This window comes from Nocardia yamanashiensis NBRC 100130, assembly GCF_001613325.1.
GTDB classification, from domain to species: Bacteria; Actinomycetota; Actinomycetes; order Mycobacteriales; family Mycobacteriaceae; genus Nocardia; species Nocardia yamanashiensis.
This window is the reverse complement of sequence record NZ_BDCD01000017.1, coordinates 147,658-171,780: the sequence shown is the minus strand read 5'-3', so window position 1 is coordinate 171,780 and position 24,123 is coordinate 147,658. Positions and strand designations below refer to the sequence as shown.

Below are 24,123 nucleotides of genomic sequence, written 5' to 3'. Positions count from 1 at the left end.
GCGGGTCGATCAGGCGGCGTGCCCGATGTAGTTCACCGAACCGCCGATGGCCCCATCCTGTTTCGGGCCGATCAAGGTGTCGATGAAGGCGTGCTGGGCGCGCAGGCCCGCACGCGCCTGCCGGACCCGCCAGCCGGGCAGCAGTATGCCCGCGCCGGAACGCGCCAGGTTCACCGGGAACTTGGCCACCGGATACCAGGGCGGCATGTAGTCCGGCAGGCCCAGCTGGCGCATGCGGCCCCGGCCCAGGAACGCCGTGCTGATCGAAAGGTGCTGCGCCCAGGCGATTCTCCGGCGCAACCCGGTCAGGTGCTCGTAATGCCAGGTGAGCGGATCGTCGGTCATCGGGCGGGCCAGCTGCGCGCTGGTCTCGTCCGGGGCGGTGAGCGCGGCCAGGTAGTGGTACAGCTGGCGGGTGGCGTCGACGAAACCGTTGGGCAGATAGCGTTCCTCGATGCCCATGACCCAGCCGACGTACCGGGTGAGGTGGGCGATGGCGTCGAGTTCCTTGGGCGTGAACAGGTTTCCCATCATCATGCCGGTGAGGGCGGGTGCGAAGAGCGCGCCCAGCATGGTGACCGCCATATCGGTCTGATTGACCGGGACGCCCCAGTCCTCGGCCCGCCACTCCGGCCGCTGCGCGACATGCCGCCGGACGAAGGTGTGAATCAGGCGCACGTGCAGGGTGGAGCGAAAACCCTTGCCGCCCGGGCGCATTCCGTCTTCCGAGATCACATCCAGGGCCCAGCGCAGGGTTTCGGCGAAGCGCTGCCCGCCGCCGGTCGCCCCGCTCTTGCCGGTATTGGTGAGCATCAGCGTGCGATTGATGCCGGAGGCCACGAATCCGCCCAGGAACGGCACGTCCCGCGCGAGATAGATGCCGTCGAGGCCGGCGGACTGAAAGGTGATCTCGCCCAGCTTGATTCGATCCCAGTCGACCCAGTCCGGGGTGGTTTCCACCCGGGTGAAGAACTCGCGCAGGGGTTCCGGGGCGTCCGGGACGCTGTCGATGCCGTGTTCGAGCGCCTGATCGAAGAGCGGCCGCACCTGGCCCATACCGGCGGTGTACATCCAGTCGACCAGCGCGTCCATCGGGGCGTCGCCGACGGTGAGTGCGGTCCCGATGGCCTCCCATTCGGTCTCGGTCGGCGGCTTGATGCCGAGCAGTTTGACCGTCGGGCCGAGCACGGGCACGCGGGCCTGTTCCCGGGGGTGGCGCGTCGGAATGGATCGGGTGCGCGTCATCGAGCAGCTCCTTTGCCACTCTGGTGATACTCATCACCAGATATCTGGCAATAGTCTCCACCAGAATCAAAGGCATGACAAGACCCGACTGAAAATCTCTCACTCACTCACGGGTAGGCGGCTCAGACCCGGGGGACTACTTCGTGTCGGTGGTTCGCGTGACCTCGTAGCCGAGCAGCCGTTCGGCTTCCTCGATACCGCCCTGCAGATCGCCGACCGCGTTCATCTTCGACAGATCCAGGCCGATGGTGACCAGCGTCAGGGCGATCTCCGACGACAGCCCGGTGATGATGACGTTCGCGCCCATCAGCCGGGACGCCTCCACGGTCTGCACCAGATGGTTCGCGACCGTCGAATCGATGGCGGGCACGCCGGTGATATCGATGACCACGACCTTGGCCCGGTTGCCGCGAATCGCGGACAACAGCTGCTCGGTGAGCTGGCGCGCCCGTTGCCCGTCCAGCACCCCGATGATCGGCAGAATGAGCAACTGCTCGCGCACCTGCAACACCGGCGTCGACAGTTCGCGAATAGCGTCCTGCTGCTGGCGAATGATGCGCTCGCGCTCCTCCACGAACGACACGCCCACGGTATTGGCGATCCGGTTGGCCGCCGGCTCGTACACGTCCAGCATCTGGTTCAGCAACTCGAAATCCGTCTGATACTTCTCGAACAGACTGCGCGCCAGCACATCTCGCAACAGCAGCACGATCCCCAGCACCTCGTCGGTCTCCACCCCGCGCGGAATGATCCGCTCGGACAGATTCCGCGCGTAGTTCTGCAGCGCCTCCACCGACCCGGTCTCGAGCACCTCGACGTAGTTGTCGTACACCGACGTCGCCTCGGAGAAGATCTCGTCGTCGGTCATGGCCGTCAGCAACTTCGCGTCCGTGATGCGCAGCGCCCACTTCTCCCGCAGCTCGGTCCGGTTCCGGCGTAGGTGATCGACCAGTTCGGCGAGCAGGGCGGTTCGCACGGCGATCACTCCGGCATCCGGGAGCAGGTCGATGGGAAGCAGGCTTTGCGACACGTCCGACATGCGAGTTCGTCTCTCTGTTTCGCCGTCGGCGATATCACGGGTGCGGTGACGTCGCCGGCGGCAGGGGCGGAGCTCGGCGGTGGAAGCACGGCACTGTGCTCGCAGAGTTGAGCGTCGGCCGGCCGGGCCTGCCGGCGGGCGCGAGACGCGCCCGGAACCGGAGCAAATTCCTGGTCAGCGGCGGACGCTGAGCATGGTAGCCCGATCCGCCCCGCCCCGCTGCCGTTTCGCCCGCTCGAGGCGGGATCGGCGCGCGGGAGGCGAGAAGGTACTACCGCGGGCAGTTGGAAGGCGCGGGGCGGCCCGCGAAGCGGTCCGCGGCCCAAGCCGGGAAGCGATCCGCCGCGGTGGGAACCACGGTCTCGTGATCCTGGCCGGGGAATTCGTTGTACTCGACCGGGACCCCGGCCTTGCACAGGGCGGTGCGTTCGCGGCCGGTGAGTTCGGCCGGGGTGGTGATGTCGTCGGCGCCCTGATAGACGGCGAAGGGCATGGCGCCGGCCGGACGCCAATCGTCCACGGCGGTAAGGGCGTTCCACCAGGTGCTGCCCGGGGTCAGGGCGGTGGGCTGGTAGGAGTCGCGCAGCGGGGCCGCGGCATCCCAGATGTCGAAGCAGCCTTCGGCCAGGGCGGGCAGCATCTCCATGGCGGTCGGGGTGAGGAAGTCCTGGTAGCGCAGGTCCGGATGGGCGGCCTTGATGCCCGGCAGGGTGGAGATGACGTAGCCGGCGTTGGCGGGACCGCGCATGGAATTGGCGGTGAGATCGCGGATCCGGACGGCGGGGGCGATGAGAGCCGCGCCGACGCCTTCGAATTCGGGCGCGTAGGAGCGGGCGATGGATTCCACGCGCATGGTGGTCTGACCGCCCTGGGACCAGCCGTACTCGACGAAACGCTTGGTGGCGTTCAATTCCGGCAGCCGCTGAACCGCGCGCAGCATGTCGAGTGCGGCCCGGGCATTCACCTCGCCGACCATGTAATAGGCGGGCCCCGGCAGGCCCTGGCCCGGATAGTCGCTCATGGCGACCACGTGCCCCGCCTCCAGCATGGCCTCGATGGCCGGGACGCGCGGGCGGTCGCCGTCGTACATGCTGCGCCGCGAGGGCGCGCAATTGTCGGCGAGACCGGTGGTTTCGTGATTCCACAGCACCATGTCCCGGGGCTCGGAGCCGCGGCCGAGGGGTGCGTAGATCTCGCCGGACACGTACCTCTTCACGCCCGGCTGGATCTCGGAGACGTAGACGACATTCCAGCCCTGCGCACCGGCCGGGGCGTCCGAACGCGGCTGCACCCGGAAGATATCGCCCGCCTTCGCATCGGCGGGCGGCTGCTCCTCGACCGCCCAGAAGGAGGTGCCGGCCGGTCCGGCGGGCGCGCTCAGCGAAACCGGTTGGGGCGCTGCGTCATCCTTACCGCAGCTGGTCAGCGTCAGCGCGGCGGCCAGCGCGGCCGCGCCGATCACCGTCGTACGTCTCGTTCCGGGACCCGGCATGTCGTTCTGCTCCATATCTATCGGGGACACGCCCGAGTGAAGCAGCGCGCCGGAGCGTCGTGGGCCGCCCTTTCATTCAATGAGAGGGCCGTAGTGCCGGGCGTGGTCCGGAGCCGATTCTGAGCGCACACCACCCGCACAGATGAGGAGTTCGGAACAATGCGAACCCGAGTCGCGATCATCGGATCCGGTCCCGCGGGGCTGCTGCTGGCGCAGCTGCTCGATCGCGCGGGCATCGATTCGGTGCTCGTCGAACGCCAGTCCGCCGCACACGTGCAATCCCGGATCAGAGCCGGGATTCTGGAGGCGGGCACCGTCGAGCTGCTGCGCCGGGCCGGGGTGGGGGAGCGGCTGGACCGCGAAGCCATCGAACATCGCGGCATCTATCTGCAATGGCCCGGCGAGCGCCGGCACCTGGACTTCACCGAACTGGCGGGCCGCGCGGTCTACGTCTACGGGCAGACCGAGGTCACCAAGGATCTGCTCGCCGCCCGCGAAAAAGCCGGGCAGGCAGCGTTTTACGAAGCATCCGAGGTGGCGCTGCACGATGTCGCCACCGAGCGCCCGTATGTGACCTTCCGCGATGCCGACGGGGCCGCCCGGCGGATCGACGCGGACGCCGTGGTCGGCTGCGACGGCTACCACGGACCCAGCAAGCAGGCCATTCCCGCGCAGCTGCGGCAGACCTGGGAGCGCACCTACCCCTACGCCTGGCTGGGTGTGCTGGCCGATGTCGCGCCGTCGACCGACGAACTCGTCTATGCCTGGCATCCGGACGGATTCGCGCTGCACAGCCTGCGTTCGGAACAGGTGAGCCGGTTGTATCTGCAGGTCGATCCGGCCGAGCGGATCGAGGACTGGAGCGACGACCGGATCTGGGAGGCGCTGGCCACCCGCCTGGGGCTGGACGGCTGGACGCTGTCGACCGGGCGGATCACCGAGAAGAGCGTGCTGCCCATGCGCAGCTTCGTCACCGCGCCCATGCGCTACGGCCGCCTGTTCCTGGCCGGCGACGCCGCCCACATCGTCCCGCCGACCGGGGCCAAGGGCCTCAATCTGGCGGTCGCGGATGTGGCGGTGCTGGCGCGGGCGCTGACCGCACTGCTGCGGGACGGGTCGGCCGAACTCGCGGATGCATACTCCGACACCGCATTACAGCGGGTGTGGCGGTGCACGCACTTCTCCTGGTGGATGACCAGCATGCTGCACCGGCACGGGGACGACTTCGACGCGCAATTGCAGCTCGCGCAATTGCGGCGGGTGGCGAACTCCCCGGCGGCGGCGCGCGAACTCGCGGAAAACTATGCGGGATTGCCGATTCCGGGAGGGCTCGATGGCTGAGTTCCGGACCTTGCGCGCGGCCGTCGCGGAACTGGTGACCGACGGGTCGACCGTCGCGCTGGAGGGCTTCACGCATCTGATTCCGATGGCCGCCGGGCACGAGATCGTCCGGCAGGGCAAACGGGATCTGACCCTGGTGCGCATGACCCCGGATCTGGTGTACGACCAGCTGATCGGGGCGGGCTGCGCGCGCAAGCTGATCTTCTCCTGGGGCGGCAATCCGGGCGTCGGCTCGCTGCACCGGTTCCGGGAAGCGGTGCAGCACGGGCGGCCGCATCCGCTGCAGATCGAGGAGCACAGCCACGCGGGCATGGCCAATCGCTATGTCGCGGGCGCTTCCGGACTGCCGTTCGCGGTGCTGCGCGGTTACGCCGGAACGGATCTGGCGAAGGTCACGCCGAGCATCGAATTCATCACCTGCCCGTTCACCGGGGAGCGGCTGGCGGCGGTGCCCGCGCTGAACCCGGACGTGACGGTGATCCACGCTCAGCGCGCGGACCGGCACGGCAATGTCCAGCTGTGGGGGCTGCTCGGGGTGCAGAAGGAAGCCGTGCTGGCGGCCCGGCGCAGCCTGGTCACGGTGGAGGAAGTGGTGGACGAGCTGACGCCCGTTCCGGGCGCGATCGTGCTGCCGCAGTGGGTGATCAGCGCCGTCGCGGTGGTGCCCGGCGGTGCGCGGCCGTCCTACGCCCAGGACTACTACGAGCGCGACAACGACGCCTACACGCGCTGGGACCCGATCGGCCGCGACCCGGGCCGGTTCCAGGACTGGGTGAACGAGATCCGGGCGCAGGAGGTTTCGTCATGACCACGGCGGCACAGCAGGCGGAGTACACCGCCGACGAGATGATGTCCATCGCGGCGGCGCGGGCCCTGGGCGGTGACCGGCGGGTGTTCGTGGGCATCGGATTGCCCTCCACCGCGGCCAATCTGGCGCGGCGTACGCACGCGCCGGACCTGGTGCTGATCTACGAGTCCGGGGCGATCGGCGCGAAGCCGGGACGGCTGCCGGCTTCCATCGGCGACGGCATCCTGGCCGAGACCGCGGACGCGGTGGTGAGCGTGCCCGAGATGTTCAACTACTGGCTGCAGGCCGGGCGCATCGACATCGGGTTTCTCGGTGCGGCGCAACTGGATCGGTACGGCAATATCAACACCACCGTGATCGGCGAGTACGGCGATCCGAAGGTGCGGTTGCCCGGTGCGGGCGGTGCGCCCGAGATCGCGGCCTCCTGCGGGGAGATCTTCGTGGTGACCCGGCAGAGCCGCCGCAGCTTCGTGGACCGGGTCGACTTCGTGACCTCGGTCGGGCACGGGCGCGGGCCGGGGGACCGGGCGGCGCTGGGGCTGCGCGGGGCCGGGCCGACGACCGTCATCACCGATCTCGGTGTGATGCGGCCGGATCCGGAGACCCGGGAACTCACCCTGACCGCCGTCCATCCCGGCGTCACCGTCGCGCAGGTGATCGCCGCGACCGGCTGGCCGCTGCGGGTCGCCGCCGACCTCGGCGTGACGCCGCCGCCGACCGCCGCGGAGCTGGCGGCGCTGCGTGCGCTGGAGGCGGCGCGATGAACGACGTGTTTGTGATCGACGGTGTGCGAACGCCTTTCGGGCGCTACGGCGGTGCGTTGTCGGCGCTGCGGCCGGACGATCTGGCGGCGCATGTGCTGGGCGAGCTGGGCCGGCGCACCGGGCTGGATCCGGCCGAGGTCGGCGATGTGGTGTTCGGCGCGGCCAATCAGGCCGGTGAGGACAATCGCAATGTGGCGCGGATGGCGGCGCTGCTGGCGGACTGGCCGACCACGGTGCCGGGCACGACGGTGAACCGGCTGTGCGGGTCCAGCCTGGACGCGGTGTTCCAGGCCTCGCGCACCATCGCGGTCGGTGACGCCGGGCTGGTGGTGGCGGGCGGCGTGGAATCCATGAGCCGCGCCCCATGGGTGATGACCAAGCCCGGCAAGGGTTTTCCGGCCGGCAACGAGACCCTGCACTCGACCACGCTGGGCTGGCGGCTGGTGAATCCGCGCATGCCGGGACAGTGGACGATCTCGCTCGGCGAATCGACCGAACTGCTCGCGGAACGGTACGGGATCGATCGCGCGGCGCAGGACGAGTTCGCGGCGCGCAGTCACCGCAATGCCGCGCGCGCCTGGACCGAGGGGCGGTTCGCCGGTGAGGTGAGCGTGCCGCCGGGTGTCGAGCTGACTCGGGACGAATCGATCCGGGCCGATACGACGACGGAAAAGCTTGCGGCGCTGCGGGCTTCGTTCCGGACCGACGGTACCGTGACCGCCGGCAATGCTTCACCACTGAGTGACGGCGCGGCGGCGCTGCTGCTGGGCGACGCGGCCGCCGCCGACCGGCTCGGGCGGAAACCCCTGGCGCGCATCGCCGGTCGCGGCGCGGCGGGCGTGGACCCGGACGTGTTCGGCATCGGGCCCACCCGGGCGGCCGAAATCGCCTTGCGCCGTGCGGGTATCGGCTGGGCGGACCTGGTCGCGGTGGAACTGAACGAGGCGTTCGCCGCGCAATCGCTGGCCTGCCTGGCGGACTGGCCGGAGCTGGATCCGGAGCTGGTCAATGTGGACGGCGGCGCGATCGCCATCGGCCATCCGCTCGGGGCGTCGGGGGCGCGCATCGTCACCACCCTGGCGCGGCGGTTGCGCGAACGCGGCGGCGGTTACGGGCTGGCGGCCCTGTGCATCGGCGTGGGACAGGGCCTGGCCCTGGTCCTGGAAGCATGACGATCGGAAGAGAGCAATGACGACACCCTTGCGGATCCCGCCCGGCTATCGGCCGGATCCGGCGGAAACCCATCCGCCCCTGCACTTTCCGGACTATCGCGCCACCGAACTGCGGCATCCGTCCCAGCCGCTGGTGCTGCTCCCGCAACTGCTGACCGAAGTGACCGGCCCGCTGCTCGGACCCGGGCGCATCGCCGCCACCGACAACGATCTGACCGCCCAGCACGCGGGCGAGCCGATCGGCCAGCGCATCCTGCTGTTCGGCCGCCTGCTCGACGGTGACGGCCGCCCGGTGCCCGACGCCCTGCTGGAGATCTGGCAGGCGAACGCGGGCGGACGCTACCGCCACACCGGCGACCGCTGGCCGTCGGCGCTGGACCCCAACTTCTCCGGTGTCGGCCGCACCCTCACCGACGCCCAGGGCCGCTACGAGTTCACCACCATCAAACCCGGCGCGTATCCGTGGCGGAATCACGACAACGCCTGGCGGCCCGCGCACATCCACTTCTCGGTGTTCGGGCGGGCGTTCACCCAGCGCCTGGTCACCCAGATGTACTTCGAAGACGACCCGCTGTTCGCGCAGGACCCCATCTACAACTCGGTGCCGGAAGCCGCCCGCCCCCGGCTGGTTTCGCGTTTCAACCTGGAACGCACCCGCCCGGAATGGGCCCTCGCCTTCGAATTCGACATCGTGCTGCGCGGCCGCGTCGCCACCCCCTTCGAGGAGCCGCACGATGACTGACTTTTTCCCGTCGACCCCGTGGCAGACCGTCGGACCCTACCTGCACATCGGATTGACCTGGCCGGACGGCGCTTTCGTAGTGCCGGAGGGGACGCCGGGCGGCTTCTGGCTGCGTGGGCGGATTCTGGACGGCGCGGGCCAGGTCCTGCCGGACGCACTGGTCGAAACCTGGCAGGCCGATCCTGCCGGCCGCTTCACCCACCCCGACGATCCCCGCGAAAACGCCACCGGCTGGCGCGGTTTCGGCCGCAGCGACACGCGCCCCGGCGAATTCGCCATCTACACGGTGCATCCCGGCGCGCTCCCAGGCCCGGGAGAAGCCGCTCAAGCACCACACCTGGACATGTCGATCTTCGCCCGCGGCCTGCTGCAACGCGTGGTCTCCCGCGTCTACTTCCCCGACTTCGCGTCCGCGAACGACCTCGATCCGGTGCTGAATTCCGTTCCGGCACAACGTCGCGCCACCCTCCTCGCCCGCCCGGACGGCGACGACTACCGCTTCGACATCCGCCTGCAAGGCCCGGACGAAACGGTGTTCTTCGATGTCTGACCTGTTCGGCCCGTTGCAGACGGCCGGTCCCGCGGCGCGGGCCACCGGGGACGCCGCATGGCTGCAGGCGTTGCTGGACGCGGAGGCGGGACTGGCCTGGGCGCAGGCCGATACCGGGCTGATCCCCCTGGAGCATGCCGCCGCGATCGCCTCGGTCTGCCGGGCCGACCTCTACCATGCCGCCGAAATCGGCCATGCGGCAACGGGTATCGGCAACCCCGCGGCGCCGCTGGTACGGGCTCTGACCGCTCGCGTCGCGGACCGGGAAGCAGCCGGCGCGGTCCACTTGGGCGCGACCAGCCAGGACATCATGGACACCGCCGCCATGCTGGTGGCGGATCGTGTCATCGACGCCTGCTGGGATGATGTGACCGCCTGCCGCACCATGCTGGCCGGGTTGACCGAACAGCACATGTGCACGCCACAGGTCGGGCGCAGTCTGCTCCAGCAGGCCCTGCCCGTCACCTTCGGTCTCACTGCGGGCGGCTGGCTCTCGTCCCTGGAATCCGCCGCCGACCAGCTCGGACGGGTGCAGCGCGAGCGCCTGGCCGTCCAATTGGGCGGAGCGGTAGGGACTCTCGCCGCCCTCGGCCCGGCCGGTCCCGACGTCCTGACGGCCTATGCCCGCCGTCTCGACCTCACGGATCCCGGCCTGCCCTGGCACACCGACCGGGTCCGCATCGCCGAACTGGCCGCGGCCCTGGGCGCGCTCGCGGCAGTCGTGGCGAAGGTGGCCCGCGACCTCACCTTGCTCGCCCAGACCGAGATCGGCGAAGTCTCCGAAATCGCGGAGGGTGCGGGCGGATCCAGCACCATGCCGCACAAGCGCAACCCGATCGCGGCGGTGAGTGCCGTTGCCGCCGCCGCGCAGGCCCCGGGGCTGGTGGCGACACTGCTCGCCGCTTCGGCGCACGAGCAGCAACGCGCGGCCGGGAGCTGGCACGCCGAGTGGCGCCCGCTCACCGAGCTGCTGCGCTGCACCGGATCCGCCCTGCATTGGCTGCGAGTCAGCCTGTCCCGCTTGCGGGTTCATCCCCGCACCATGCGCCGGAACCTGGCCCGAACCGGTGGTCTGCTCATGTCCGAGCAGGTCACCGCCGCACTGGCGCCCGTGGTGGGCAGGCTCGCCGCCCACGACGCGGTGACGGCGTGCGCCCTCCGTGCCGCGGACGGCTGCGGTGCGTTCGCCGATCTGCTGCTGACTCACCCGCTGCTCGCTCCGCACCTGGATCGCACCCGGGTCGGGGCACTCCTCGAACCGTCGTCCTATCTCGGCAGCGCTCGCGTCTTCGCCGAACGCGCCCTGGCCGCACACCGGCGGCGCGGCATCGACTCCACCGCCCGTTCCGGTCGTTCGCACGGGGGCGATTCCGGTGGTGGGGATGCCGGAGTGCGGGCGCGCGCTGTCGAGGTGCGTGCCGATGTTCGCGGTGAGGCCGGGGGAACGCCCGTCGTTCTGCTGAATGCGCTCGGCAGTGATATGCGGATTTGGGATTCGTATGTGCAGCCGCTGGTGGACAACGGGTTTCGGGTGATTCGGTTCGATGCTCGCGGACATGGGGATTCGCCGGTACCGGCGGGACCGTATCGGCTCGCGGATCTGGGGGCGGATGTGGAAGCGCTGTTGGATTGGCTGGGAGTCGAATCCGCGCATCTGGTGGGGGTTTCGCTCGGCGGCATGACCGCCATGTGGCTGGCCGCGCACCGCCCGCATCGGGTGCGCGGGCTGGTCGCGTGCTGCACCTCGGCCCGGCCGGGCAATGCCGCCGGATGGATCGAACGCGCGGCCAAGGCGCGGGCCGAAGGTATGGGTGAGATCGCGGAAGCCAGTGTGGCGCGCTGGTTCACGCCGCAGTGGCGCGCCGCTCATCCCGAAATCACCACGCGGATGCGGGAATTGACTATGGATACGCCGCCGGAAGGCTACGCGGCCTGTTGTGAGGCGCTGGCGGGGCTGGACCTCAGCGCCGAGCTGGCTCGGATCGGCGCGCCGACGCTGGTCCTGTCCACGGAGCAGGATCCGGCCTTCCCGCCGGAGCACGGCCGGGACATCGCGGCTCGCATTCCCGGCGCGCGGTTCGAATCGATCGACGGCGCGGCTCATTTGGGCACCGTCGAGCAGCCCGAACGTTTTCTTCCCCTGATCATCGACCAACTGAGGCGGATCCCATGACCGACGAATCCCCGAATACCGAGGCCGGCATGGCGGTGCGCCGCGCCGTCCTGGGCGATGCCCACGTGGACCGCGCGCAGGCCCGCACCAGCGAATTCACCAGGCCCTTCCAGGAATATCTCACCCGGGCGGCCTGGGGTGAGGTCTGGACCCGGCCCGGTCTGGATCGCCGCATGCGCAGCGCCGTCACCTTGGCGCTGCTCACGGCGCTCGGCTGCGACGAGGAACTGGCCATGCACGTGCGCGCCGCCGTCCGCAACGGCCTGACCGAGGCCGAGATCAGCGAGGTGCTGCTGCACACCGCCCCGTATTCGGGAATCCCCAAGGCCAACACCGCTTTCGCGGTGGCGGAACGGGTGCTCGCGGAAATCTCCGCCGGCGCCGAGTGATCCCGCTCCCGGGCACGAACCCGGGACCGGCGATCGGCATGGCAATGCCCGGCCCCTACCCGGGGCCGGGCATTCCGCGAATCAGGAACCGAAGGAACCGGTGCTGGGCTTCGGGTCCGGCGTCGGATCGGTGGGCTTCTCGGCCACGTTCACGACCTTGGTGGTCGAGGACCCGGCCACGCCGCTGCGCCCGGAGAAGATGGCGCCGATGGTGTACGCGCCCGCCGCGCCCGGCGTCCACACGAAGGTGGCCTTGCCGTTGGCGTTGACGGGGATGTCGCCGAGCACATTGTCACCGGCCTTGAACTGGATGGTGCCGCCCGCCCCGGCCGGCGTCACGGTCGCCTCCAGGGTGATGGACTGCCCGACCTTCGCCCCGGTCACATCGGTGATCACGGTGCTGGACACGGCATCGCTGGACACCGTGATGTTCGGGCCCTTGTTCTGGTAGGTGCCGTCACCGAGCGACCCGCCGTAGTGCATGGAGGTCGGCAGCGGGGTGTCGCGGGCGCAGTTCACGCCCACCTTGTACTGCACCTCGAAGGTCTGGGACTTGGGGTTGATGTTCGGGTACACCGGGTATTTGGTGATGCCGAACTCCGCGCGCACCCAGTCCGAGGACGAGGTGTCGAGCTGCACCTGATCGCCGCCCATCTTGGCGGAGCCCGCGACCGGGGTCAGGCAGGCGGGGTGCAGATCCTTGACCGAGTAGATGTACTCGACCGGAATGCCGGTGCGCTCGAACGTCGTCGTGACGGTGATGGTGTCGCCGACCACGGGATTCACGTTCGATACGGTCCGGGTGAACTTGCTGTTCCCGTCGCTCCAGGTGATCGTTCCGGGCGCGGCCGCGGCCGTACCGGGGAACGCCGCCACCGCGAAACCGGCCGCCACCGCGAACGCGGCCACCGTCCCGGCCATACGCTGCATTCTTCTGTCCGCCATCGTTTCTCCCACGTACTGCGGGTGCCCCTCGACATCGTCATCGAGGCGCTGATGCACCCGAGTTGGCGCGATTAGATCATGGTCAGCCGTCCAGTGGACACGATTCCGAAATGAACGCATGTCAGATCATGGGCGAGGTGGGCAGCGCCGAAAGCCCGGCGGCCACGGCCGCCGGGCTTCCCCTCATGCGATTCAGCCCGGGAACGGCAACTGCTCGGTGGCCACGGTCAGCCAGCGCAGGTTGGAGAACGCGTCGATGCCCCAGCGCCCGCCGAAGCGGCCGTAACCGGAGTTCAGCGCGCCGCCGAAGGGGGCCTGCGGTTCGTCGCCGACCGACTGATCGTTGACGTGCACGATGCCGGTGCGCAAACGCTGGGCGACCCGCAGGCCGTGGGTGGCGTTCTCGGTGAGAATCCCGGCGGTGAGGGCGTGTTCGGTGTCGTTCGCCTTGGCGATCGCCTCGTCGTCGGTGGCGAAGGTGTCGACGACGCACGCCGGGCCGAAGATTTCGGCGTAGTGGATATCGGCGGCGGCCGGCACCTCGGTGAGGACGGTGGCCGGGTGCACCGCGCCCCGCGGCGCGCCGCCGCCCGCCCGGACGGTCGCGCCCTTGGCCACGGCATCGGAGACCAGGCCCGAAACCCGCTGGGCGGCGGCCTGGTTCACCATCGGGCCGATGACGGTGTGCGGGTCGGCGGGATCGCCGGTGGGCAGCGCTTCGACCACGGCGGTCAGCTTGTCCAGGAATTCCGCCGCCAGCGACTCGTGCACCAGGACCCGGTCGGCCGACATGCAGATCTGGCCGGAATTGGCGAAAGCGCCGAAAACCGTTGCGCGGACCGCATAGTCGATATCGGCGTCTTCGAGGACGATGAGCGAGTTCTTACCGCCCAATTCCAGCACCGCGGGCTTGAGATGCTCGGCGGCCAGGGTGCCGATGATGCGCCCGACCGTGGTGGACCCGGTGAAATTGACGGCGCGCACGCGAGAGTCGGCGATCAGCGTGCGGGCGAGCTCGGGCGCGTCGGCGGGATCGTTGGTGATCACGTTCAGCGCGCCGTCGGGCAATCCGGCCGCGCGCAGCACATCGGCGATCAACAGGCCGCTGGAGATGGGCGCGGCCTCACTCGCCTTGAGCACCACCGTGTTTCCGGCCGCCAGGGGCGCCGCCACGGCGCGCGCGGACAGGATGATCGGGGCGTTCCAGGGGGCGAAAGCCGCCACCACGCCGAGCGGTTCGCGGACCGCCATGCCGAGCACGCCGGGCTGCCCGGAGGCGAGCACATCGCCGCGCGGGGCGGTGCAGGCGGCCGCGGCCTCGCGAAAGACATTGGCGGCCAGGGCGACATTGAATCCGGCCCACGGCGCGGCCCCGCCCACCTCGCCCGCCATGTGCGCGATGCCCTGTGCGGCCCGTTCCTCCAGCAGATCGGCGGCGCGGGTGAAGACCGCGCGGCGTTCGAACGGCGCGAACGCGGCCCAGCCCGGGAACGCCGCCTGCGCCGCGTCCACGGCCGCGGTCGCATCCGCGGCGGACGCGGCAGCCACGGTGGCGTAGACCGCGCCCGTGTAGGGATTGACCACATCGGTGGTCCGGCCGGAGCGGGCGGGGGTCTCGGCGCCGCCGATGAGCAGCGCGCGTGCGATTGCCATGGGATTTCCTCGGTTCCAGCGATCGGATGAATCGTCCGAGGATGGTTCGGCTGTGGCCCGCGCCACTACCTCGCTTTCATTGAATGGAAGCGCGGCCCGCCGCGACCCGGAGTCGCCGCCGCGCAGTGCGAAGATGGCCGGGTGACCGGCACGCTGGACGATGACGAAGAAGCGCGGCCCTCGACGCTGTACCTGATCAAGCGTCTGGAGCTGGCGGTGCGCGCGCTGATGGACGACGCGCTGCGCCCACTGGGCCTGACCACGCTGCAATACACCGCGCTGACCGTGCTCGAACGGCGCAGCGGGCTGTCCTCGGCGCAGCTGGCGCGGCGCTCGTTCCTGCGCCCGCAGACCATGAACGTCATGGTGCAGACCCTGGAGGAGCGCGGGCTGATCCAGCGCGATCGCGATCCGAACAATCGCCGGGTGCTGGTCGCGACCCTCACCGGCAAGGGGCGAGAGGCCTTGCGCGAGGCCGCACCTCGCGTCGCCGGCATCGAAGGGCGGCTCCTCGACGGGATGAGCGCTCAGCGCGGCGAGGCGTTCCGCGGCGCGCTGCGGCACGGCATCGGCGCGCTGGCCGATGAGCTGGCGCAGCGGCAGATCGCCGAATTGCCCGGCGACTGAACGCCTTTCCATTCAACGAAAGGGCCGATTGACGGTCCCGGCACGGCTGCGGTAGCTCTATCCCATCAATCATCAGCAATACTGATAAAGGAGTGGTGATGGACAGCCGCACCGAACCCTGGGGCAATACCGTCACGGTCGAATTCGACGAGGGCATCGCCTGGGTCTCGCTCAACCGCCCGGAGAAGCGCAATGCCATGAACCCCACCCTCAACAACGAGATGGTGGCGACCCTCGACTATCTCGAGGACGACGACCGCTGCCGCGCCCTGGTACTCACCGGCGCGGGCGAGGCCTTCTCCGCGGGCATGGATCTCAAGGAGTACTTCCGCGAGGTCGAGGCCACCGGCAGCGTCGCGGCCCAGCTGCGCGCCCGCCGCACCGGCGTCGAATGGCATTGGCGGCGACTGGCTTTCTTCTCCAAGCCGACCATCGCCATGGTCAACGGCTGGTGCTTCGGCGGCGCGTTCACCCCGCTGGTGTCCTGTGATTTGGCCATCGCGGACGAGAAAGCGCAGTTCGGTCTTTCCGAGGTGAACTGGGGCATCCCGCCGGGCAGCCTGGTCACCAAGGCCATGGCGGCCACGGTCAATCAGCGGGACGCGCTGTACTACATCATGACCGGCGAGCCCTTCGACGGCGCGCGTGCCGCCGAGATGCGCCTGATCAACGAGGCCGTGCCCGCCGACCGGCTGCGCGCCCGCACCCGCGAGCTCGCGCTCAAGCTGGCCGCGCTCAACCCGGTGGTGCTGCACACCGCCAAGGTCGGCTACAAGTACGCCGCCGAGATGACCTGGGCGCAGTCCGAGGACTACCTGTACGCCAAGCTCGACCAGTCCCGCATCCTCGATCCCGAGCGCGGCCGGGAACAGGGCCTGAGCCAATTCCTCGACGACAAGAGCTACCGGCCCGGCCTCGCCGCCTTCGACCGGTCCAAATAGGCTGCGGCGCGACCTGAGGAGAGAGGTGAACGTGCGCAATCGAGGGATGGGCTCCTGGCCCGCACGCCGGGCCCGGATGACACCCGACGCCGTCGCCGTCACCTGCGCCGGCGAATCCGTCACCTACGCGCTGCTGCACGAGCGCGCCACCCGAGCCGCGTGGGCACTGCGCGGGCTCGGGGTGCGCGCGGGTGACCGGGTCGCCTACCTGGGTCCCAATCATCCGGTCTATCTGGAGGTGTTCTTCGCCGCCGGTCTGCTCGGCGCGGTCTTCGTACCGCTCAACGGCAGGTCGACGGCGGCGGAGCTCGAGTACGCGCTGTCCGATAGCGGGACGGCGGTGCTCGTGCACACCGGCGAGCACGATGCCCTGGTGGCGGCCCTGCCCGGCACCGTCACCCCGGGCATCGTGCGCGTCGGCGGGCCCGGCGGCTATGCGGATCTGCTGGCCGCCGCGCCGTGCGAGCCGATCGACGAACCGGTCGGCGAGGGCGACGACTGCCTGATCATGTACACCTCCGGCAGTACCGGACGGCCCAAGGGCGCGGTGCTCACCCACGGCAACCTGACCTGGAACAGCTTCAACGTCATCATCGAAACCGATGTCGCCTCCGATGAGGTGACCCTGGTGGCCGCGCCGCTGTTCCACGCGGCGGCGCTGGGGATGGTGTGCCTGCCGACCCTGCTCAAGGGCGGGCGGGTGGTGCTGCTCGGTAAATTCGATCCGGGCACGGTCCTGGATATCGTCGAATCCGAGCGCGTCACCTGGATGTTCGGCGTGCCGACCATGTTCGATGCCCTCGCCGCGCACCCGCGCTGGCCCGAGACCGACGTCTCCAGCCTGCGCATTCTGCTGTGCGGGGGATCTCCGGTGCCGCACAGCACGATTCGGCGCTATCTGGATCGCGGGCTGAGCTTCGTACAGGGCTACGGCATGACCGAGGCGTCGCCGGGGGTGCTGGTGCTCGATCGCGAGCACGCGGAGTCCAAGCTCGGATCCGCCGGTGTGCCTTCGTTTTTCACCGAGGTGCGGGTGATCGACGGGGACGGCGAGCAGGTGGGCGCGGGGGAGCGGGGCGAGGTCATCGTCAGCGGCCCGAATGTCATGCGCGGCTACTGGAATCGACCCGAGGACACGGCCGCCGCCCTGCGCGACGGCTGGTTCCATTCCGGCGATATCGCCACCGTGGACGCGGACGGCTATGTCTACGTGGTGGACCGGCTCAAGGACATGATCATCTCCGGCGGGGAGAACGTGTATCCCGCCGAAGTCGAGAACGAGCTGTGCCATCACCCGGCGGTCGCCATGTGCGCCGTCATCGGCGTGCCGGACGAGCGCTGGGGCGAGGTCGGCAAGGCGGTCGTGGTGCCGGCCACCGCCGATCACCCGGAAGCCGCTGTGCTGCTGGGGTTCCTGCGCGAGCGGCTGGCGGGTTTCAAGGTGCCCAAGTACCTGGAATTCGTCGACGAGCTGCCCACCACCGGTTCGGGCAAGATCCGCAAGACCGATGTGAAGGCGCTGTACGGGCGCATCTGATCGATCGCGCACCGCTCGATCGATACGCGAAAGGCCGGTTCCCGCAAGGGAACCGGCCTTCTTGCTGTCCGGGTAAATCAGCTCACGGGGAGCTCGGCCTCGGCGCGCCGCTCCTTCGGGGCGAGCGCGGGACTGTGCGCGATCAGGATGGCGATCGCCGAAAGCACCGTCATACCGGCCAGATACACGCCGATGAGCAGTGAATTATGGGTGCCCGCGAAAATGGCCGTGGCGATGATCGGGGACAGCGAACCGCCCAGAATCGCGCCGAACTGATAGCCGATGGACGAACCGCTGTAGCGCACCCGGGTCGGGAACAGCTCGCTGATCACCGCCGGCAGCGGTGCGTACTGCGTGGTGTTGGCGATCAGCGCCAGCGAACCGCCGATCATCGCCAGCACCAGCACTCCGGTATCGAAGATCGGGAAGAACAGCAGCGCCGTGACGGCCTGGAACACCGAGCCGATCAACATCAGCTTGCGCCGCCCCCACCGGTCGGCCAGGTTCGCCAGCACCAGCGTGGCCGCGAACTGCACCGCGCTCACCAGGATCACCACCACCAGCAGGCTGTTGCGCGAGTAGCCGATCTCCTTGGTGCCGTAGGACAGGATGTAGGTCAGCACGATATAGCCGAAGGCCGGGCTGGCCGCCGCCGCGAAAATGGCCACCAGCACGCTCTTCGGGTACTTGCGCAGCACCTCCAGAATCGGCAGCCGGGCCGTATCCCGTTCGGCCGCCTGCTGTTCGAACAGCGGGCTCTCGTTCAGCTGCCGCCGCGCGTAGAAGCCGTAGAGCACCAGCACGATGCTGGCCACGAAGGCCACCCGCCAGCCCCAGGTGGTGAAGGCGGCGCCGGTGCATGCCGAGAGCGCCAGCATGGCGCTGTAGGCCAGGATCGCGCCGCCGGGCACGCCGAGCTGGGTGGCCGCGCCGTAGAACACCCGGCGCTTGGGCGGCGCGTGCTCGATGGCCATGAGCGCCGCGCCGCCCCATTCCGCGCCCACCGCGAGGCCCTGGATCAGGCGCAGCACCACCAGCAGGATCGGTGCGGCGATGCCGATCTGCTGATAGTTGGGCAGCAGGCCGACCAGCACGGTGGACCCGCCCATGATCAGCAGCGAGATGATGAGCACCCGCTTGCGGCCGATGCGGTCGCCGAAGTGCCCGGCCACCACGCCGCCGAGCGGCCGGCTGAGGAAGCCGACCGCGAAGCTCGCGAACGAACCCAGCTGGCTCACCGCGGGATTCGAGGACGGAAAGTACTGCGGCGCGAAGATCAGGGCCGCCGCGGCGCCGTAGAGGAAGAAGTCGTACCACTCGATGGCGGTGCCGATGAAGCTCGCGGTGGCGGCCTTGCGGGCGGCCGTCTCGGGATTCACCGGCGTGGCGCCGTCAATGGGCTGGCTGGGCATCAACCCGCTCCTGTTCGATCAATGACTGAATCGCGGAACAGGAAAGGCCATACGGGGACCCCTGCTCAAGGTACCTTTCCGTTCAATGAGAGAACTGGGTCACAGTCAGAGCGAACGGCTATGCCGGGCGCAGCGACAGTGCGCGGATCGCGTTCTCCTTCATGATCTTCGGGCGGATCCGCGGTTTTATCTCGAGCTGTTCGAAGTCGCGCATCCAGCGCTCGGGGGTGAGCATCGGATAGTCCGAGCCGAACAGCACCTTGTCCGCCAGCGGGCCGTTGATCGCCCGGACCAGTTGCGGCGGAAAGTATTTCGGCGACCAGCCGGACAGATCGATATAGGCGTTGGCCTTGTGGGTGGCGATGGAGATGGCCTCGTCCTGCCACGGCACCGACGGGTGCGCCATGATCACGGTCAGGTCCGGGAAGTCGGCGGCCACATCGTCGAGCAGCATGGGGTCGGAGTAGCGCAGTTTGATGCCCCGCCCGCCCGGCAGGCCCGCGCCGATGCCGGTCTGCCCGGTGTGGAAAAGCGCTGGGACGCCGAGGGACTGGATCTCCTCGTAGAGCGGGTACACCCGCCGGTCGTTCGGCTCGAAGGCTTGCAGGCTGGGGTGGAACTTGAACCCCCGCACGCCGTATTCGGTGACCAGCCGCCGTGCCGCCCGCACCCCGGCCGCGCCGCGCGCCGGATCGATCGAGGCGAAGGGGATCAGCACATCCGGATGCCGGGCCGCGGCCGCCGCGATCTCCTCGTTGCTCAGCGCCGGATGTCCGGTCATGGCCTCGGCGTCCACGCTGAACACCACCGCGGCCATACCGGCGGAGCGATAGTGCGCGGCCAGCTCGTCGACGGTGGGCCGGGGCGCTTGCGGCCCTTTGAAATATGCCTCCGCGGCGTGCAGCAGCTGGTCGTCCAGGGCCAGGCGCCCGTGGTCGTCGGCGTGGATGTGGGTGTGCACGTCGATCGCGGTGATCCGGTCCAGGTCCGGGCCGGTGCGGCTGTTGACGGGCGTCGTCGCAGGGTGGTACATAAGGCATGTATATCAGTAATCCTGATAATTGAGAGACCCGGAGGAAGCGCCATGGCCCGATCGATGAGCGGCGAATCCCTCATGTCCCGGGTGGTCCGCATCTACGAGGCCTTCGGGCCGGACCATCGCGCGGTCACCCTGTCCGAACTGGCCCGGCGCAGTGATCTGCCGCTGGCCACCGCCTCGCGGCTGGTGAACGAGCTCATCGAGTACGGGTGGCTGCGGCGGGACGCGCAACGGCGGGTCTGCATCGGGGTTCGCATGTGGGAGCTGGCTTCCCGGGCCGCGCCCACCTTCGGGTTGCAGGAAGCGGCTATTCCGATCATGTCCGACCTGCACGCCGCCATCGGGCATCACGTGCAGCTGGGGGTATTGCACGAGCGCGAGGTGCTCTACATCGAGCGGCTCTCCGCCTCCCGCACCATCCGCAATCGGACGCACCTGGCCGGGCGGCTGCCATTGCACGCCTCGTCCACCGGGCTGGTGCTGCTCGCGCACGCCCCCTCCGAACTACAGGAGGCCGTGCTCGCCGGCTCGCTGCGCGCGCTCACGCCGCACACGCTCGTCGATCCGGATCGGCTGCGCGCCTCGCTGAGCGAGATCCGCCGCACCGGAATCGCCTATTGCCCAGGGCATGTCGACGAATGCGCGACCGGCATCGCGGTGCCGGTGCGCGCGGCCGGCGGGCGCACCGTGGCGGCGCTGTCGCTGGTGCTGCCCAACAACGCCTCGGCCCGCTCGGCCATCCCCGCGCTGCGCGCCGCCGGACTCGGCATCTCCCGATTGCTCGGCGGCGCAACGGAATTCCGCGCTACGGCGTGACGCGGCGGTCAGGAGACCAGCGGCTGCTCGGCCGATTCGGTGAGCCGCACGGTGCACAATCCGCCGCGCTGGACCTGGACGTCGGTCACCTCGAGCTGGGTGCCCGGCAGCAGGATGAACTCCTCCTCGCCGGTGAAGGCCGAGAAGTCGCGGATGCTCACCGCGCGGGCCGGGTGCACTTCGAAAAGGGTGCGTTTGCCGCGGCTGCCGAGGAAGGCCCGGGCCACCTGTGGTTCGGAGGTGCAGGACGAGACGCCCCACCAGGTCACCGTCCGGCCCAGTGGGTACTGCGCGCGCAGGTCCAATGAGACGCCGCGCCACAGCGGTTCGCTGCGGGCGGGCAGTTCGGAGACGGCGGCGAAGAGCAGGCGCAGGTAGGGGAGGTAGGGGGTGAGGCGGGTGCGGTCGGGGGAGCGCAGCACGGCATTGATCTCGCGGTAGAACGCGGACTCGCAGGTGTAGAGGTGCAGGGCCGCGATGGCCGCGGCGGACAGGCCGCCGGGTTCGTGATCCGCGCGCTGCTTGCCGAAGGCGTGCGACATGGCGGCGTAGCGGTCCAGGCCGGACAGCAGTTTCGCGACCGGGGCGACGGCATCGCGGAAATCCAGCAGCGGGGTGTCGAACAGGCCGGTGATGGCGGGCAGGACGAGACCTTCGTCCTTGACGCTCGCCAGGCGTTCCAGATACAGCTGGTGCAGCTCCATGGTGGAGGCGATGAACGCGCCCATGCGCTCGGCCGTATCGTCCTCGGCCCCATCGGTTTTCGTGACGACCTGGTTCCAGCCGGCGCTGGGCAGCCAGTCGATCTCGTCGGCGCCCAGCATGGTCAGCGCCTTGTTCACCGTCCCGAAATGGTCGCCGTCGCAGAAGATATCGCCCTGCGCCGCCGGATTGGCATGGTCCACGTGCCGGACCTCGACGCCGGGGTACTTCTTCTGTAATTGCAGCACAACCGATTTCAGGCCGCGAGCGTGCGCGCCCCACCAGGCGAACACCACACCGCGATCGGCCGCGCCGGCCTGCTGCTTGGCCCGCAGGATCTCCTCGATGATCTGCTCGGCCACCGGCCGCCAGAACGCGGTGTGCTGTTCGGTGGTCAGCGAGCCGTCGCTGCTGGCGGTGAGCGCCGCGTTCAGCAGCAGCACGCCCTGGGTGAGCATGGCCTGGAACCATTCCGGCGGCCCGACGGTGTCCTTCTCCTTCAGCAGCGCGCGGATCTCGGCGATCGGGGTCTTCTTGGGGATGCCGTACTTCCACATGGCCGCCGCCTTGATCAGGCAGCGAATGCTGATGACCCGGCCGAACTGACTGTCCTTCCAATCGTGGAAGGTGTTGTCGAACATGGCGATACCGGTGGCGCTCTCCGGCCGCGGATACGGGTTCTGGCCGAAGGCGACCACCTTCCACTTGTGCGGCGGATGCGGTTTCAGCGCCTGGAAGGTCAGCTCCCGCACCGGCACCACCTGCGGTCCGCGCCCGGGGCCGATGAAGGTGGCCGCGGCGGGCTGCGCCTCGATGACGGGGCGCAGCAGCGGTAGCCACGGTTCGCCGCCGCCGGCGAACAATTCGGACAGATCCAGCGGGTCGCCTTCGCCGAGTATCCGGAGATCGAGATCCGCAAGGGGTCGATTCTCGACGAGCAGGTGGATGCCTGGGTCAGCCCGACCAATTCGCGCGGCGCCATGGACGGCGGGCTGGACGCGGTCATCAAACGTCATCTCGGCGCAGGCATCCAGTTGCGCGTACAGCGCGCCATCCGTGACGAATTCGCGGGCCGGCTCCCGGTCGGCAGCGCGGTGTGCGTGCGTTCGGGCGCCATCACCCCGACCTATCTGATCTCCACGCCCACCATGGAAAGTTCGGTGCAGGACGTGAGCGAGACTCTGAATGTCGCGCTGGCCTGCGCGGCCGGGTTCCAGGCCGTGCATCGGCAGAACGCCGCGGCCCCCGGCAGCATCAAGTCCGTGGCGCTGGTCGGCATGGGCGCGCAGACCGGGAAGGTGCCGGCGCGGGTGTGCGCCAACCTGATGTGGACCGGCTACACCCTGTTCCAGGACTACCGGTTCGACAGCTACGACGAACTGCGCGCCACCATCGTCGCCCAGCTCGACGATATCGAGAACGCCCCCGCCGACAAGCCGGTCCGCGTCACCCGCCGCTGAATCGCGAGTGTCGCTTCACCTTCGCGCAGGTGGCGCATGTGATGATCGCTCACGTGTTGCCACCTACCGAAGGTTGTGCCGCTCATGCCTAATGGATTATCCGATTGGTTGCGAAGCCTGCAGATAGACGTGGAAGATCTCGGGATCCACAGCTTCGAAGATCTGTTCGCCGTGAGTGCGCTACTCGACACCTCCGGCACCGGATCGCTTTTCGAGAACCCCCTCTACCGAGCCCCAACCTGGTCCTGAACGGATCCGGGGGACCGGCTCCGGGTGAAAACCGCATTGAAGCGCTAGCGTTTCACTACTCTTCCTCTCGGTGGGCGATCCGGCTCGCCGAAAGGAAGTGAAGGTCTCCATGTCAAAGCGTTCGATCGGCGCCTGTGCCGCAGCCGGTTTCGCGGCCCTCGCCGCCCCGGTCCTCCTGGCCGCCCCCGCCTCGGCAAGCGTCACCGGCATCAAGGTCGAAGGATCGACCGCGGGTTCCGACTGCGCCGTCGCCGCCACCTGCCGCATCAGCGTCACCCTCTCCGGCTCCGACGCCACCTCCCCGATCACCGTGAAGGTCGACGGCGTCACCATCGTCGACGCCCTCACCCCCGCGAACAGCACCCCCACCATCGAATGGACGCCCCCGGCCAAGGCCAAGTACACCGTCACCGTGACCCAGGCCGGCAAGACCGCCCAGCTCGAGGTCGGCGTCCCCGGCCGCGCCGAATCCAACACCGGAATCCCCTCCGGCGCAACCGATCTCATCAAGCTGCTGACCGGTTCGGCGGGCTGATCGCGTTCCGCCCCGCTGTTTGCTCGATGGTTACCGGGCAGCGCGGGGCGGAGTGCGCAAACTCTGAAACGGAAAATCCCGGCTCCGCCCGCATGGGGGGATTGCCGGGATTTTCTTTGTGCGCGAGGGGGGACTTGAACCCCCACGTCCGTGGACACCAGAACCTAAATCTGGCGCGTCTGCCAATTTCGCCACTCGCGCTGATGGTACGACCGTCCAAACTTTACCGGGTCTAACGGGGATCGCGAAGCACCGGGCGGGTGTGGCGTACTGGTCGGTAACCCTACCAGGGATTATAACGATTTGATAAACGGCAATGTGAGGAAGCCTCACATTTCCTTCACGGGTGTAACCACGCTCACCAGCGTGTTCAAACATGAGGGAGGGTCATGTTTCGGACGGTTCTGGGACGACCGTACAGAAATACTCGGGGGTAGGTCACGGGGTGCGGACCAAACATGAGGAGATCCTCATGATTTTGTGGAATCCTCG

General features: G+C 69.0%; 22 protein-coding genes and 1 tRNA gene. 14 read left to right on the top strand and 9 right to left on the bottom strand.

Annotated features, from left to right (window positions below; genetic code table 11):
• Positions 1-9: 9 nt before the first annotated feature.
• From NY1_RS19225 to NY1_RS19215, 3 genes are all read right to left on the bottom strand, one after another.
• Positions 10-1,245 carry an oxygenase MpaB family protein gene (locus NY1_RS19225; RefSeq protein ID WP_067714984.1) on the bottom strand — a complete coding sequence of 412 codons (1,236 nt, stop codon included), beginning with the start codon at positions 1,243-1,245 and terminating at the stop codon, positions 10-12.
• A 136-nt stretch (positions 1,246-1,381) separates the two neighbouring features.
• Positions 1,382-2,284: an STAS domain-containing protein gene (locus tag NY1_RS19220; protein WP_067714981.1), complete on the bottom strand. Its 903-nt coding sequence runs from the start codon at positions 2,282-2,284 to the stop codon at positions 1,382-1,384.
• A gap of 271 nt (positions 2,285-2,555) precedes the next feature.
• Positions 2,556-3,776: a lipase family protein gene (locus NY1_RS19215; protein ID WP_169815375.1), complete on the bottom strand. Its 1,221-nt coding sequence runs from the start codon at positions 3,774-3,776 to the stop codon at positions 2,556-2,558.
• Between the two features lie 159 nt (positions 3,777-3,935).
• Here NY1_RS19215 and NY1_RS19210 point away from each other — a divergent pair, with 159 nt between their 5' ends.
• Genes NY1_RS19210 through pcaC form a run of 8 tightly spaced genes read left to right on the top strand, consistent with a single transcriptional unit; the run spans position 3,936 to position 11,715 of the window.
• Positions 3,936-5,117 carry a 4-hydroxybenzoate 3-monooxygenase gene (locus tag NY1_RS19210; protein WP_067714977.1) on the top strand — a complete coding sequence of 394 codons (1,182 nt, stop codon included), beginning with the start codon at positions 3,936-3,938 and terminating at the stop codon, positions 5,115-5,117.
• The gene (locus tag NY1_RS19205) at positions 5,110-5,925 is read left to right on the top strand and encodes a CoA transferase subunit A (RefSeq protein ID WP_067714974.1); all 816 of its coding nucleotides are present in this window, start codon (positions 5,110-5,112) and stop codon (positions 5,923-5,925) included. The genes NY1_RS19210 and NY1_RS19205 overlap by 8 nt, the downstream gene beginning before the upstream one ends.
• On the top strand, positions 5,922-6,689 hold the full coding sequence (locus NY1_RS19200; RefSeq protein ID WP_067714971.1) for a CoA-transferase subunit beta: 768 nt from the start codon (positions 5,922-5,924) through the stop codon (positions 6,687-6,689). Before NY1_RS19205 ends, NY1_RS19200 begins: the two co-directional genes overlap by 4 nt.
• A complete protein-coding gene (locus NY1_RS19195) occupies positions 6,686-7,861 on the top strand; it encodes a thiolase family protein (protein ID WP_067714969.1) in 1,176 nt (391 codons plus the stop codon). The genes NY1_RS19200 and NY1_RS19195 overlap by 4 nt, the downstream gene beginning before the upstream one ends.
• A gap of 16 nt (positions 7,862-7,877) precedes the next feature.
• A complete protein-coding gene (pcaH, locus tag NY1_RS19190; protein WP_067714966.1) occupies positions 7,878-8,603 on the top strand; it encodes a protocatechuate 3,4-dioxygenase subunit beta in 726 nt (241 codons plus the stop codon).
• Positions 8,596-9,153, top strand: a complete 558-nt coding sequence (pcaG, locus tag NY1_RS19185) for a protocatechuate 3,4-dioxygenase subunit alpha (RefSeq protein ID WP_067714963.1) — start codon at positions 8,596-8,598, stop codon at positions 9,151-9,153. Before pcaH ends, pcaG begins: the two co-directional genes overlap by 8 nt.
• Complete coding sequence (gene pcaD / locus NY1_RS44630) at positions 9,146-11,326, top strand: 3-oxoadipate enol-lactonase (RefSeq protein WP_067714961.1); 2,181 nt, start codon at positions 9,146-9,148, stop codon at positions 11,324-11,326. The genes pcaG and pcaD overlap by 8 nt, the downstream gene beginning before the upstream one ends.
• Positions 11,323-11,715, top strand: a complete 393-nt coding sequence (pcaC, locus tag NY1_RS19175) for a 4-carboxymuconolactone decarboxylase (protein ID WP_067714958.1) — start codon at positions 11,323-11,325, stop codon at positions 11,713-11,715. Before pcaD ends, pcaC begins: the two co-directional genes overlap by 4 nt.
• Positions 11,716-11,796: 81 nt before the next feature.
• On the opposite strand, the gene NY1_RS19170 is transcribed toward pcaC, so the two are convergent.
• Together NY1_RS19170 and NY1_RS19165 are read right to left on the bottom strand one after the other, a co-directional pair.
• Positions 11,797-12,660: an Ig-like domain-containing protein gene (locus tag NY1_RS19170; protein WP_084535144.1), complete on the bottom strand. Its 864-nt coding sequence runs from the start codon at positions 12,658-12,660 to the stop codon at positions 11,797-11,799.
• 192 nt (positions 12,661-12,852) lie between these two features.
• On the bottom strand, positions 12,853-14,313 hold the full coding sequence (locus NY1_RS19165; RefSeq protein ID WP_067714953.1) for an aldehyde dehydrogenase family protein: 1,461 nt from the start codon (positions 14,311-14,313) through the stop codon (positions 12,853-12,855).
• A gap of 141 nt (positions 14,314-14,454) precedes the next feature.
• On the opposite strand from NY1_RS19165, the gene NY1_RS19160 reads away from it, so the two are divergent.
• The 3 genes from NY1_RS19160 to NY1_RS19150 all read left to right on the top strand — a co-directional run bounded on the left by NY1_RS19160 (position 14,455) and on the right by NY1_RS19150 (position 17,418).
• A complete protein-coding gene (locus NY1_RS19160; RefSeq protein WP_233434385.1) occupies positions 14,455-14,940 on the top strand; it encodes a MarR family winged helix-turn-helix transcriptional regulator in 486 nt (161 codons plus the stop codon).
• A gap of 98 nt (positions 14,941-15,038) precedes the next feature.
• Complete coding sequence (locus tag NY1_RS19155; RefSeq protein ID WP_067714950.1) at positions 15,039-15,881, top strand: p-hydroxycinnamoyl CoA hydratase/lyase; 843 nt, start codon at positions 15,039-15,041, stop codon at positions 15,879-15,881.
• Positions 15,882-15,912: 31 nt separating this feature from the next.
• Positions 15,913-17,418 carry an acyl-CoA synthetase gene (locus tag NY1_RS19150; protein WP_067715582.1) on the top strand — a complete coding sequence of 502 codons (1,506 nt, stop codon included), beginning with the start codon at positions 15,913-15,915 and terminating at the stop codon, positions 17,416-17,418.
• A gap of 77 nt (positions 17,419-17,495) precedes the next feature.
• Here the strand turns inward: NY1_RS19150 and NY1_RS19145 are convergent, their stop codons facing one another.
• Together NY1_RS19145 and NY1_RS19140 are read right to left on the bottom strand one after the other, a co-directional pair.
• The gene (locus tag NY1_RS19145; protein ID WP_067714947.1) at positions 17,496-18,830 is read right to left on the bottom strand and encodes an MFS transporter; all 1,335 of its coding nucleotides are present in this window, start codon (positions 18,828-18,830) and stop codon (positions 17,496-17,498) included.
• Positions 18,831-18,948: 118 nt separating this feature from the next.
• The gene (locus tag NY1_RS19140) at positions 18,949-19,863 is read right to left on the bottom strand and encodes an amidohydrolase family protein (RefSeq protein WP_067714944.1); all 915 of its coding nucleotides are present in this window, start codon (positions 19,861-19,863) and stop codon (positions 18,949-18,951) included.
• Positions 19,864-19,914: 51 nt separating this feature from the next.
• Here NY1_RS19140 and NY1_RS19135 point away from each other — a divergent pair, with 51 nt between their 5' ends.
• Entirely contained in the window at positions 19,915-20,685 is a 771-nt protein-coding gene (locus NY1_RS19135) for an IclR family transcriptional regulator (protein ID WP_067714935.1), read from the top strand.
• 8 nt (positions 20,686-20,693) lie between these two features.
• On the opposite strand, the gene NY1_RS19130 is transcribed toward NY1_RS19135, so the two are convergent.
• Positions 20,694-22,250 carry an ADP-ribosyltransferase domain-containing protein gene (locus tag NY1_RS19130; RefSeq protein ID WP_218028390.1) on the bottom strand — a complete coding sequence of 519 codons (1,557 nt, stop codon included), beginning with the start codon at positions 22,248-22,250 and terminating at the stop codon, positions 20,694-20,696.
• 78 nt (positions 22,251-22,328) lie between these two features.
• Between NY1_RS19130 and NY1_RS19125 the strand changes: the two genes are divergently transcribed.
• Positions 22,329-22,847 (top strand): macro domain-containing protein, encoded by a 519-nt coding sequence (locus NY1_RS19125; protein ID WP_218028389.1) that lies wholly within the window; start codon positions 22,329-22,331, stop codon positions 22,845-22,847.
• Positions 22,848-23,205: 358 nt separating this feature from the next.
• On the top strand, positions 23,206-23,631 hold the full coding sequence (locus NY1_RS19120; RefSeq protein ID WP_157762339.1) for a hypothetical protein: 426 nt from the start codon (positions 23,206-23,208) through the stop codon (positions 23,629-23,631).
• Between the two features lie 119 nt (positions 23,632-23,750).
• Here NY1_RS19120 and NY1_RS19115 read toward each other — a convergent pair.
• Positions 23,751-23,832 (bottom strand) — tRNA-Leu (locus NY1_RS19115).
• Positions 23,833-24,123 lie beyond the last annotated feature (291 nt).